Consider the following 12631-nt stretch of genomic DNA (forward strand, 5'->3'; position numbering starts at 1 on the left):
TTAGGCTGTCGGTGCCCGAGAGCGTTATTGTGACCGTATCGGCGTTCTGAGTGCAAGATCATCGTTGATAGTGGTATCAAAGCTGGCGCCATCGAGGTTGGTGTTTTCAAACACTGGACGCTCATCGGCGTTAACGATGTCTGTCACAGAGATGGTAAAAGTCTCATTGTCCTCGATATACGCGTCATCTCGGGTACTGACTGTAAAGGTTGCTTGCTTACCGGACGCGTCAACTTGCGCGCGAAGGTTTTCGGTAATGTCTTCCCCATTGGCCCCGGTATATTCATAGGTTAATATTACAACACTGCCAGCGGGCGCTGCTTTATCCAGATTGACTGTGTAATTTGCTATGTCTCCTTCAGTGACAGACGCATCGCCTGAGAGGGTCACGGTGACAGTGTCTGCCGGATCAGTGCCTACATCGTCGATGATCACCGTTTTCTGCGCAGCGGCAGTTACATCCAGCTCCTCGAAGATCGGGTTTCCGTCGTCGTCGACAATGGTATCTACGGCGACTGAGAAGGCTCCGTCACGAACACTGAGGCACTGCCTTCTTCCACAACAGGAACAAAGCGTATCCAGTCAACCTGAAAGCCGCTGTCCGCAAAGTTGACCCGTAAATCCGGGCTGTCGTCACTGAGCGAAAGCTTGCCGAGATCAATAGTCTGGAACGTGTCTTCCGAATCGGTATCAAAGGTTGCCTGCACCGAGGCATCGCCAAGCGCCAGCTCAATATCCCCGTCCGACTCCCCGCTGACCCTGACCTCAATCCGGTATTCCCCGGTCAGCAACTGGGTATCAAATTGCAGCCACTCGCCATCCTCAATCCAGCTCACGACATGGCCATCATCCGTTTTGGCGACATCCACCCCACTGTAGGGGCCGTCGCGGTAGCTGGAGCCTAAAAAGGCAAAGCCGCTGTCTCGATCATCGGCGTCGTGGTAAGAGGTGTAATCTTCCGCTTCGAACAGCACGATGCTGTCACCGCTTTCACGCAGCGCATCGTCAACGGTGTTGATCGTGAAAGTGGCGGTATAACCATCTTCTCCGACGGTCGCCGTTGCTTGCTCAACGATGTCGTTCTTCTCGGCATCAATATAGGTGTATGACAGCTTCACTGTGCTACCGGGAGGGGCGAACTGATCCAACTGGACGGTGTAGCTGGCAGTCTCACCTTCAGTGACGGTTTCATCGCCGCTTAAGGTCACCTTCACTGTGTCGGCATAGGCGGTACCCGCATCTTCGGCGATGGTGACATCTTTACTTGCGGCCGAGACATCGAGTTTCTCAAAGGTATTTTGGCCGTTGGCATCAACAATATTGACCAGCTCCACGGAGACTGACTTGTCGTTTTGCCACAAGTAATTGTCAGTGGTACTCAGGGAGTAAACCGCCACACTATCGTTGACGCTGACCTCGGTCAGTTCAGAGGTTTCATTGCCGTTGTCGTCGGTGTAGGTGTAACGAATAATCGCCTTACTGCCCTCAGGAGCGGGGCTGCTGAGGTTAAAGGTGTACTCGGTCGCCAGCCCCTCGGTGACGGTGTCGTTACCATCTACTGTGACGGTAACCTCGCTCAGGCCGTCATCGACAATCGTGGTATCGAGCTTGGCACCCGTTAAGCTGATATTTTCGAAGGCGTCCTCTCCTGTCGACGTAAGCACCTCGGTAACCCGGACGGAGAAGTCCTCGCTGGCTTCATTCAATACATCGTCAGTCGTCTGAACGGTAAACGTTGCGGTCTTGCCATCAGGGCCTATTGATGCCTCGCGAATTTCGGTGATGTCCTCACCCTGTGCGTTGGCGTATTCGTATTCAATTTTCACCTTGCTGCCAGCGGGGGCGACATGGCTAAGTTCGACGGTATAGGTGACGGTGCCACCTTCAGTGACAGAGGCGTTATCTTGGGTCAGTGAAACGTCGACGACACTGTTGCCGTCATCAACAATCGTCGTATCGACGGCTGCGCTTGTCAGATCAAGCTTTTCAAAGGCATCCTCACCTGTTGAAGAAATCACCTCCGTGACGGCGACGGAGAACATCTCATTGGCTTCCTTGAGAACATCATCAGTCGTCGCAACGGTGAAATAGGCGGTTTTGCCATCGGTTCAATCGTTGCTTCTTTGATTTCGGTAATGTCTTCACCCTGTGCGTTAGGGTAGGTGTACGCAATCTTCACCTTGCTGTTCGCAGGGGCGTCATGGCTGAGTTTGACTGTGTAGGTGATGGCGTCGCCTTCTGTCACCGAGGTTTTATCTGCTGTCAGGGTGATGTCTACAACGCTCTGACCATCATCAATAATGGTGGTGTCAATCGAGGCGGCGTTGAGATTGACGTTTTCAAAAGCATTTGACCCCGATTGGGAAAGCACGTCGGTAACGTTGACTGAAAACGTCTCATTGGCTTCTTTCAGCACATCATCAGTGGTATTAACAGTGAACGTCGCCGTTTTGCCATCAGGACCTATTTCAGCCTCTTTGACTTCAGTGATGTCTTCACCTTGCGAGTCGGGGTACGTGAAATCAATTTTTATTTTGCTGCCAGCGGGGGCAGCATGACTGAGTTCAACGGTGTAAGTAACAGAGTCGCCCTCAGTCACATCACTCTTATTCGCCGAGAGGGTGACATCGACGATGCTGTCACCCGCATCAACAATGGTGGTATCGACTTTCGCTTTGTTGAGATCAAGGTTCTCAAAGGCCTCAGCACCAGATGGCGATTTCACATCTGTCACCATGACGGAGAAGGTCTCACTGTCTTCGTTGAGGACGTCATTGGTCATGATGACCTCAAATGACGCCGTTTTGCCATCAGGACCAATCTCAGCTTCACGGACTTCGGTGATGTCTTCACCCTCGGCGGTGGTGTACGCGTAATCGATCGTGACTTTGCTGCCCGGAGGGGCCTCGTTATTTAATTCGACGGTATAGGTGACCGTATCGCCCTCGGTGACGTTGGTTTTGTCGGCGGTTAGGACAACTTCAACCACACTGTTGCCATCATCGATAATCGTGGTATCGACCTTGGCCCCGTTTAAATTCACGTTCTCAAATACGTCCAAGCCTGACGAGGAGACAACCTGCGTAACCTCAACGGAAAACGTTTCGTTGCCTTCTTTGAGCACATCATCGGTGGTCGTGACAACAAAAGAGGCAGTCATGCCGTCTTCATTGATGGAGGCTTCTCGGACTTCGGTGATGTCTTCACCTTGTGAATTGGTGTAGGTGTAGTCAATGAGCACCTTGCTGTTGGGCGGCGCTTTGTCACTGAGTTCGACCGTGTAGGTAACATCGTCTCCCTCGGTAACCGCATTCTTATCTTGAGTCAGTGTGACATCCACGATGCTGCTGCCATCATCGACAATAACGGTATCGACTTTTGCTTTGTTGAGATCAAGGTTCTCAAAGGCATCTGTTCCTGATGAGGACAGAACGTCAGTGACAGCTACGGTAAACGTTTCGTTGGCTTCTTTCAGCACATCGTCAGTGGTATTAACAGTGAACGTCGCTGATTTACCATCAGGACCTATTTCAGCTTCTTGAACTTCGGTAATGTCTTCACCTTGCGAGTCGGTATAGGTGAAATCAATTTTCACTTTGCTGCCCGCCGGAGCGGCATGGCTGAGTTTGACGGTATACGTGACGGACTCGCCTTCAGTCACAGCATTTGTGTTAGCGCTTAGCGAGACCTCTACGGTGCTGTTGCCATCATCGACAATCGTGGTGTCGATTTCGGCATGAGTGAGATTCACCTTCTCGAAGGCTTTCCCTCCAGCCGTTGTCAGTACGTCGGTGACTCTGACCGAGAAGTCTTCACTGGCTTCTTTCAATACATCGTCAGTGGTCTGAACGGTAAAGGTCGCGGTCTTGCCATCATCGTCAATTAATGCCTCACGGATTTCAGTGATGTCCTCACCTTTGGCGTTGGGATAAACATACTCTATGGTTACTTTGCTGCCAGCCGGGGCGGCGTGACTGAGCTGGACGGTGTAGGTGACATCTTCACCCTCAGTTACCGATGTTTTGTCTGAAGTCAGGGTGATATCCACGTCGCTGTTGCCATCATCGACAATAACGGTATTAACCTCTGCGCCTTGCAGGTTTAGATTCTCAAAGGCATCTGTTCCAGATGAGGACAAAACGTCGGTGATTTTTACTGTGAATGTCTCGTCGGCTTCTTTGAGTACGTCATCGGTGGTGTCTACGGTAAATGTCGCAGTTTTTCCATCCTCGCCAATCAGCGCTTCGCGGACTTCTGTAATGTCCTCACCCTGTGAGTCGGGATAGGTGAAATCAATTTTCACTTTGCTGCCCGCCGGAGCGGCATGGCTGAGTTTGACGGTATACGTGACGGACTCACCTTCGGTCACTGAGCTTGTGCTGGCAGTCAGCGAGACATCTACGGTGCTACCTCCGTCGTCGACAATCGTGGTGTCGACTTTGGCACTGTTAATATTCACTTTCTCGAAAGCCTCACCTCCTGCCGCTGTCAGGACATCCGTAACTTCCACCGAGAAGGTTTCGTTCGCTTCCTTGAGCACATCGTCTGTGGTTTGCACCGTAAAGGTGGCGGTCTTGCCATCACTGCCGATCAGCGCTTCACGGACCTCGGTAATATCGTCACCTTCGGCGCTGTCATAGGAGTAAGCGATCATGACCTTGCTGCCCGCTGGAGCGGCATGGCTAAGTTTGACGGTATAAGTGATGGTATCGCCTTCGGTTACATTGGGCTTATCTTGGGTGAGGGTGATATCAACGGTATCGCCTGTACCCGATTCGTCTGACAAGGAGACAGCTGCAGAGTCAATCCAATCAGTATTGATATCAGCAATTTTTGCTTTGATGGTCAGCTGTTCGATGCCTTCCTTCAGGACATCGTCTTTTGGCTGCATCAATACCCTGATCTGTCCTTCATAAGCTGGCAGGGTAATGTTTACCAACCCTGAACTGGTGTCGTAGTTGACCGTCTCAAGCAGATCACCTGATTTAGCGGAGTAGAGCTTCATCACTCCGGTAAAATCATCAGCAAGGCTAGCCGTATCAGTGTTCTTTCCAAGACTGAGCTGCACCTCGGTGTCTGAGGCGCTGCGGTTATTCACATCAAGTGTCCAGCCCGGCCACTGCGAGTCGTCATCGCCAGCATTTTCGTTGCCGTCTTGATAATGGGTAATTTGCGTGACTTCGGTCGGCGACCCTTTTACGTCGACCTTGATTTCTCTTTCGGTGCCATCGGTGGCAGTCAGGGTAAAGTTGTCTGTCTCAGTCTCGCCGTGGGCGATGTCGGGTGAAATATTTTTATCGAGGGTATAGGTCCATTGACCATTTACCAGTTCAAACTTGCCATAAGAGCCTTGTAACGTGACATTGTTAAACGCTGGCGTATCGTTGCTGTCAGGGTCCATGATACTGAGTGTTCCGGACGCCTGTATTGGTGTATCCCAATTATCTGGCTCGGTCACTTCCCCTTCGAAAATACCGCTGACGATGGCTGCATCCTCGGTGCCGGTGACCGTCATGGTAATTTCATGTACTGAACCGTCAGAGGCAGTAAAGGTAAAGCTATCATGCGCTTGTTCGCCACCATCGAGAGGCACAATCTTGTTCGGGTCAACCACATATTCCCATGTACCGTCACTGTTCATGGTTAAGGTACCGAAACTGCCTGTCTTGGATTCATCGGGCAGAGTCGGCTGGGTGTCAGCATCGGGATCATGAAGGATGACCTTGCCCGTCGCTGAGGTTTGCCCTTCACCAAGGTTGATTGTTTTTCGCCTGTGATAGTGGCTGTGGTGTTTGAGCCAGTAATATCGATGCTAATTCGTTGAACTGTGCCGTCGGTAGCAATCAGATCAATGTCTTCTGTGACTTCGTCACCGTCTTTAAGTTGTCCGGATAACGAAGGGATAAGTGTGTACGTCCATTGGCCGTTCTCCAGTATCAACTGACCATACTGGCCAGTGACAGTCGTATCCTCAAACACGGGAGTATCAGCCGTGTCGGCATCAGCAATACTGATAGAGCCAGTTGCTGAGGCAGGCACTTCATCGCTGTCACTTTCAGTCAATGTGCCGGAGAAAATACCTGAAACGACAGGGACATCCTCGGTCCCGGTGACGGTCATGACAATCTCATGGACTGAGCCGTCAGAGGCAGTAAAGGTAAAGCTATCATGCGCTTGTTCGCCACCATCAAGAGGCACAATCTTGTTCGGGTCAACCACATATTCCCAGGACCCATCACTGTTCATGGTCAGGGTACCGAAACCGCCCGACTTGGCCTCATCGGGCAGAGTAGGCTGGGTGTCGGCATCGGATCATGAAGAATGACCTTGCCTGTCGCTGACGTTTGTCCCTCGCCGAGGGTTGATTGTTTTTCACCCGTGATGCTGGCTGTGGTGTTCGAGCCAGTAATATCGATGCTAATGGTTTGAACTGTGCCGTCAGAAGCAATCAGATCGATCTCTTCTGTGACTTTTTCACCATCTTTGAGTTGTCCGGATAACGAAGGGATAAGTGTGTATGTCCATTGGCCGTTATCCAGTATTAACTGACCATACTGGCCAGTGATAGTCGTGTCTTCAAACACGGGAGTATCAGCCGTATCGGCATCAGCAATACTGATAGAGCCAGTTGCTGAGGCAGGCACTTCATCGCTGTCACTTTCAGTCAATGTGCCGGAGAAAATACCTGAAACGACAGGGACATCCTCTGTCCCAGTGACGGTCATGACAATCTCATGGACTGAGCCGTCAGAGGCGGTGAAGGTAAAGCTATCATGCGCTTGTTCGCCTCCATCAAGAGGGACAATCTTGTTCGGGTCAACCACATATTCCCAGGACCCATCACTGTTCATGGTCAGGGTACCGAAACCGCCCGACTTGGCCTCATCGGGCAGAGTAGGCTGGGTGTCGGCATCGGATCATGAAGGATGACCTTGCCTGTCGCAGAGGTCTGTCCATCGCCGAGGGTTGATTGTTTTTCACCCGTAATGCTGGCTGTGGTGTTCGAGCCAGTGATATCGATGCTAATAGTTTGAACCGTACCGTCGGTGGCAATCAGATCGATCTCTTCTGTGACTTTTTCACCGTCTTTGAGTTGTCCGGACAGTGCAGGGATCAGCGTGTATGTCCATTGGCCGTTATCCAGTATCAACTGACCATACTGGCCAGTGATAGTCGTGTTCTCAAACACTGGGGTATCAGCGGTATCTGCATCAGAAATACTGATAGATCCGGTTGCTGAAGCCGGTGCCTCATCACTATCGGTTTCAGTGAGCTCTCCGACGAACACACCAGAAACCACAGGTTCGTCTTCGATACCCTCGATCGTTAAAGAGACGGTATGCTCGGTTCCATCACTGGCAGTAAACGTAAAGGTATCTGTGACTTTCTCGTTTGCATCTAGATAAACGATGCTGTGAGGGTTGAGGTCATATTTCCATTTTCCATCCACCAGCGTGATAGTACCGAACTGACTGCTTTGTTTTTCGTCAATGAGGGTAGGCTGGACATCGGCATCTGGATCGTAAAGCGAGACAAAGCCTGATACTTCATTGATGCCGGGCGCAACCGTCGCTTGTGAATTCCCTTGAATTTCAGGCAAATCATCGACACCGGTAATTGAGATGGTAATGATTTGTACTGTGCCGTCTGAAGCGGTCAGCTTGATGTTATCGTTGTCGGCTTCGCCATCCTTGAGTGGCGCTGCTCTGTCTGGATCTATTTCGTAGATCCATTCGCCGGAAATCAGCTGCAAGGTGCCGTATTTGCCCTCTTTAACGCAATCAGGAAAGAAGGGGGCGTCACCTTTATCGCTGTCTGAGATGTTAAGCGAGCCGCCTACTACAGAGCCGTAACCTGTCATTTGGGCTGTCGTGTCACCGCTGACAATAGCAGCAATATCGGCCCGGGCTAACTCACTGTCTCCGGACTGAATGGAAACGTCTGAGGTGCCTAAGCTCATTTCTGCGACGAAATCTTTGAATGATTTGACGCGCCAAACGCTCGGATCATCGTTCTCAGCGCTTCTTAATACTTCGGGATTATATTGTTGAAACTGTAACTGTAACTTCCACGTTTCTAACTGAGTGACTTCGATTTCTTTGGTGAGTTCGATGAGATAAAGCGCCAACGTAGAGTCTGCGTTTTCTACATGCATTTTTTGCCAGATGTCTGATATTTTGCTTTCAATCTGGTTAATCGTGTCACTGATCTTTTCGAGTTCCGCCAGTCGGCCTTGTCTTGCTGCGTCATCAAGATCTTCCAGTCTGAGCTCGTTTTCGACGACTTCAAGTTCTAGAAGTCTCTCAAGCCGCTCTTCTCTCATGGCTGTGATTTGAGCAAGCAGGGACTGGGAATTTGTCTCACCAAGCATTCCACTCTCTAACGCGGCAAATGCAAGTTGTTCGGCAGTAAGACCTGTTACCTCGAGTATTTTGTAGAGAGGGATTTCATCGCCGTTGTGGGATAGCTGATATTCTCTTTTACAATTTCAATGAGTCCGTTGGGGAGCGTTTGTTTCTCCCCCGTTGCGTTCTCGATAATTAATGAGAAGCCGTCTGCTTTAATACTTTCAATTGATTTAATCGAAATGTCTTTCATACCCAATCCCAAATCAAGAACAAATAAGCCAGTGATTCTTCAGTCAGAGATATATTTCAATGCATTAATTCATGTCGACTGAATAGAGAGGGAGGAAATACTCAGATAAAATCAAGGTCCTGAAATACTTATTTATCGGAAAGTATTCTGTAAAAATTTCTTCAGCCTCTCGAAGTGTAATTTTAAGACATAAGCCTCATTTTTGATAATTAGGGCAGTGCTTAATTAACGTGTTTTTAGAAAGGTGAAGTGCGGAGGGTTTATTTTCTGTTGCGGCGACATTCAGTCTTTAATTATTGGGGGGCAGGTTTACAGAATAATATTTTAATAAAAAATATTGATTTATCAATTGCATGAAATGTCGCCAGCCTTCCTTTATTTGTTCTCAGGGAAGCTGGCGAGCATCATTTTAACGTTTCTTTTCGGTATCTTATCCTCTGACTTGATACCGACCTTTAATTACAGGTTTGGCGTCTTACTCATTTGATCGAGGCAGAAAGAGAATACATCTGCTCTACCATCCAGCACTTTATGCGTTGGCATCCCCGCACCATGACCAGCATTGACATCAATACGGATCATCACTGGGTTTTCGCCTGCATGTTTTTCCTGAAGCTCAGCGATGAACTTGTAGGAATGTGCAGGCACAACACGGTCGTCGTGATCTGCTGTTGTTACCAGTGTTGATGGGTAGCAGGTACCCTCTTTGACGTTGTGAACCGGTGAGTAACCCAGCAGATAGTTAAACATTTCCTCACTTTGTGACGAGGTGCCGTAGTCGTATTTCCAGCCCTCACCAGAGGTAAACGTATGGTAACGAAGCATGTCTAAAACACCGACGGCAGGCATCGCAACCCTGAATAATTCAGGACGCTGTGTCATACAGGCACCCACCAACAGTCCGCCATTTGATCCGCCATTAATAGCTAGGGCATTGGACGATGTGTATTTTTCGTCAATTAGGTACTCGGCAGCAGCGATAAAGTCGTCAAAGACGTTCTGTTTATTGAGCTGGGTTCCCGCTACATGCCAGTCTTTGCCATATTCACCGCCACCGCGCAGGTTTGCTACAGCATAGATACCACCCATTTCTACCCATGATGCGGTAAATGGGTTAAATGCAGGCTCGAGGCTGATCTGAAAGCCGCCGTAACCATAAAGAATGGTCGGGTGGGAGCCATCCAGCTCGATCCCTTTTTTGTGGCAAATAGTAAGAGGTACTTTAGTTCCATCTTTTGAGGTATAGAAAATCTGCGTCGATACCAGCTCTTCACTTTTTATCTTGCACTTGCTACGGCGATATAGCGCTGTTTCACCAGTGTCTGGATGCAGGCTGTAAATTTCTGATGGCGTCGTGAAGTTAGTGAACGAGAAATACAGGTCTTTGTTGTCTTCTTTTGTGTCAGACAGAGTTGCACAACCCAGTGCTGGCAGAGTGATATCTCTGAGCCACTTACCTGTGAGGTCGTATTGTTTGATTTGTGTCTGCACATCAACGAGGTAGTTGGCAAAGATATAGCCCGCTGCGAAATTGATGGTGAGCTTGTGTTCTGTTTCTGGAATTAAGTCTTGCCAGTTATCCTGATGAGGTGTTTTCACGTCAACCTTGACCACTTTCGCCATCGGCGCGTTGAGATTGGTGTAGATGACCAACTGACCGTCTTTGTGGGTGATTACGTGGCTTCTCGCACTCTCATCATCAGTAAGCTTAACCAACTCACTGCCTTCTATACCCAGGTCTTTAACATAAAGCATGTTGCATGAAGTAGTATTTGCTCCGCCTACAACAAGGTAGTTGTTATCGGATGTGGTGTAGCCGTGCACATAACGGAATTGTGGGTCTGACTCACGGCCAAATACCAAGATGTCAGTCTCTTGAGCTGTACCCAGTTTATGGAAATACAGCTTATGGTGCTCAGTTCTCGCCGAGAGCTCGCTGCCTTCAGGCTTGTCGTATGTTGAATAATAGAAACCTTCATCGCCCTGCCAACTGATACCTGTGAATTTGGCATCTTGAATCGGTGCTTCTACCTGCTCACCGGTTTCTGCATCAATGACGTGAATGGTTCGCCAGTCACTGCCACCCTCTGATGTTGAATAGGCAACGTATTTGTCAGACTCTGAAAATTCAACTGAATCCAATGAAATAATACCGTCTTCATGCCAAGTATTTGGGTCAAGGAAGACATCGGCAGACTCATAGCTGTCAGTAAACCGATGTAAAACCGCATGATTTTGCAGGCCGTCATTCTTAAAGAAATAGGTATAGCTGCCATGTTTGAAGGGCGCTGATTCTTTCACGTAATCGAATGCTTCAGCCAGTTTGTTTCTTATTGCGTCACGAAACGGAATTTGGTTCAGGTAGCCAAACGTAACTTCGTTTTGGCTGTTCACCCAGTCTGCCGTTTCCTGGCTTAAATCGTCCTCTAACCAGCGATATGGGTCTGCGACAGAGTGAGAAAAGTAAGTGTCTGTGACGTCCTGTTTTTTAGTGTGGGGATAGCGATACATGAAAGGCTCCGTTTCTTTATCAGAGCACCCATCATAATGTATCAGCGGGATAAACCAGATTATCCCGCTCCACATAACAGATAATTTGGGTTCGACTTCAAGAAATAGGAATAATTCTCAACTGCAAAGGCTGCAACAAGCTCAAAATTTCTCTTGAAAGCCAGAGTAACAGAACAAAATATACTCGCGTTCCTAAGTTAAGAGGTGACGCGTCGTTTGCGGCCTCTTTGACACGTCACAATGAGCCCTAAATTAAATGCAAGTAGCCCTAGTATCGGCAGTATGATCGGCGGTTCACCAGATGTTTGTGTAATGACTGTAAACATTACATAGATGGTGGGAATACCCGCGATATTACCTGTGACAGGTATGGCCCAGAATGCCCATGTCTCACCTTTTCGGTAGGCAGAAAAAATGACCCATACCGACAGTACAGTGAGTGCGAGCGCTAAGGCTCCAATCACTCGCATAAATCCCAAAAACATCACTTGCTCAGGTTCGCTAAGCGACTTCCAGTCTGTTGCCAGTGCTTGAGCATGGTAGGGCATGAATTCTGATTTCGTCAGGTATGTCACAGCAAACGCCAATGTCAAAGCCAACGCGAAGAAATAAAGGAACATTGCGAACTTGCTTCTCGCCACTTCATACCTCCTTGTATGAATACCTTTTTGTTGCAAAATGGCATTATCAGATACGGATGAGCAAGACCAATTTTGCGACTTATTGTTCGCAAAAAAGGCTACCAGTTGGGGTAACACTTGGGGTTCTCAATAGTGAGCAAGTTGCACAATAAGAGGAGGTCTCAGACTTGTTGTACAACTTGCAGATTATCGATCATCGTTTGATAGCGAGGAAAGTAAAGACATGCCAGAACTTTTCAGTACCGACAGCTGTTTTACCGTCTTGGTGAACTTCTTTGAACTCGAGTAAATCAAATGCGGAGAGCTTTGCGAGCGCTTGCTGTTTTGAAAACTTACTGATGTGCCTGACATGGGTATTTTGCCAACTGTCATCCCCACCAAGAAGCTGACCAAAAAATACGCCACCTGGCTCGATAGATTGTTCAATGGAAGACCACACACGTTCAAACTGTTTAGGATCACAGAAAAACAGGCTGGATTTAGCGATGAAGAGTCCATTTTTGGGGTACGTAAATGTTTCAAAGCTATCTCGAAATACTTTGACGTTTTTGTTGGCTAGGAATCGCCGTCTGCATAACTCTATCGCTCCATCTTCAGGGTCAAAAGCGTAGACATCGTAGCCGACTTTTGCGAGGAACTCCGCCTCCGTTCCCGCTCCACATCCCGCATCGACTGCAACATTAGAGCCTGATCTGTTTTTAGCAATGGCTATTTCTGTCATCGGGTCATGTGGGCGTCTGGTAACCGCTTTATAGTAATCATCCCATGAGTGTTTGGTTAACGTCATCACTACCTTTATTGCATATAGAAATCACTACTCTGTAAATTATCAGCTCAGCAAAAATGGTAAATCTGATTATTTATCTCCTGCGACACACTGC

At 48.6% G+C, this 12631-nt stretch carries 10 protein-coding genes; all 10 read right to left on the reverse strand.

Going from position 1 to position 12631, the window contains the following annotated elements:
- Nucleotides 1-24: 24 nt before the first annotated feature.
- The 10 genes from CS022_RS04945 to CS022_RS04990 all read right to left on the reverse strand — a co-directional run bounded on the left by CS022_RS04945 (nucleotide 25) and on the right by CS022_RS04990 (nucleotide 12537).
- Nucleotides 25-435 (reverse strand): hypothetical protein, encoded by a 411-nt coding sequence (locus tag CS022_RS04945; protein ID WP_129121365.1) that lies wholly within the window; start codon nucleotides 433-435, stop codon nucleotides 25-27.
- Nucleotides 436-506: 71 nt separating this feature from the next.
- Nucleotides 507-2042, reverse strand: coding sequence for a carbohydrate-binding domain-containing protein (locus CS022_RS04950; protein WP_129121366.1), 1536 nt, complete (start codon nucleotides 2040-2042; stop codon nucleotides 507-509).
- On the reverse strand, nucleotides 2015-5761 hold the full coding sequence (locus CS022_RS04955; RefSeq protein WP_328590314.1) for an immunoglobulin-like domain-containing protein: 3747 nt from the start codon (nucleotides 5759-5761) through the stop codon (nucleotides 2015-2017). Before CS022_RS04955 ends, CS022_RS04950 begins: the two co-directional genes overlap by 28 nt.
- Entirely contained in the window at nucleotides 5644-6288 is a 645-nt protein-coding gene (locus CS022_RS04960; protein ID WP_328590315.1) for a VCBS domain-containing protein, read from the reverse strand. The genes CS022_RS04955 and CS022_RS04960 overlap by 118 nt, the downstream gene beginning before the upstream one ends.
- Nucleotides 6249-6893 carry a VCBS domain-containing protein gene (locus CS022_RS04965; RefSeq protein WP_328590316.1) on the reverse strand — a complete coding sequence of 215 codons (645 nt, stop codon included), beginning with the start codon at nucleotides 6891-6893 and terminating at the stop codon, nucleotides 6249-6251. Before CS022_RS04965 ends, CS022_RS04960 begins: the two co-directional genes overlap by 40 nt.
- Entirely contained in the window at nucleotides 6854-8371 is a 1518-nt protein-coding gene (locus tag CS022_RS04970; RefSeq protein ID WP_129121370.1) for a VCBS domain-containing protein, read from the reverse strand. The genes CS022_RS04965 and CS022_RS04970 overlap by 40 nt, the downstream gene beginning before the upstream one ends.
- A 47-nt stretch (nucleotides 8372-8418) precedes the next feature.
- Nucleotides 8419-8598 (reverse strand): hypothetical protein, encoded by a 180-nt coding sequence (locus CS022_RS04975; RefSeq protein ID WP_129121371.1) that lies wholly within the window; start codon nucleotides 8596-8598, stop codon nucleotides 8419-8421.
- A gap of 459 nt (nucleotides 8599-9057) precedes the next feature.
- A complete protein-coding gene (locus CS022_RS04980) occupies nucleotides 9058-11109 on the reverse strand; it encodes a prolyl oligopeptidase family serine peptidase (RefSeq protein WP_129121372.1) in 2052 nt (683 codons plus the stop codon).
- A 197-nt stretch (nucleotides 11110-11306) separates the two neighbouring features.
- Nucleotides 11307-11750: a hypothetical protein gene (locus CS022_RS04985; RefSeq protein WP_129121373.1), complete on the reverse strand. Its 444-nt coding sequence runs from the start codon at nucleotides 11748-11750 to the stop codon at nucleotides 11307-11309.
- A 193-nt stretch (nucleotides 11751-11943) separates the two neighbouring features.
- On the reverse strand, nucleotides 11944-12537 hold the full coding sequence (locus CS022_RS04990) for a class I SAM-dependent methyltransferase (protein WP_129121374.1): 594 nt from the start codon (nucleotides 12535-12537) through the stop codon (nucleotides 11944-11946).
- Nucleotides 12538-12631 lie beyond the last annotated feature (94 nt).

The organism is Veronia nyctiphanis (assembly GCF_004116385.1).
GTDB classification, from domain to species: domain Bacteria; phylum Pseudomonadota; class Gammaproteobacteria; order Enterobacterales; family Vibrionaceae; genus Veronia; species Veronia nyctiphanis.

What these genes read in the sequence shown, in the direction of transcription:
- CS022_RS04950 (WP_129121366.1), bottom strand. Translation starts at nt 2,042, where the DNA reads ATGTTCTCCGTCGCCGTCACGGAGGTGATTTCTTCAACAGGTGAGGAT.
- CS022_RS04970 (WP_129121370.1), bottom strand. Translation starts at nt 8,371, where the DNA reads ATGCTTGGTGAGACAAATTCCCAGTCCCTGCTTGCTCAAATCACAGCC.
- CS022_RS04975 (WP_129121371.1), bottom strand. Translation starts at nt 8,598, where the DNA reads ATGAAAGACATTTCGATTAAATCAATTGAAAGTATTAAAGCAGACGGC.
- CS022_RS04980 (WP_129121372.1), bottom strand. Translation starts at nt 11,109, where the DNA reads ATGTATCGCTATCCCCACACTAAAAAACAGGACGTCACAGACACTTAC.
- CS022_RS04990 (WP_129121374.1), bottom strand. Translation starts at nt 12,537, where the DNA reads ATGACGTTAACCAAACACTCATGGGATGATTACTATAAAGCGGTTACC.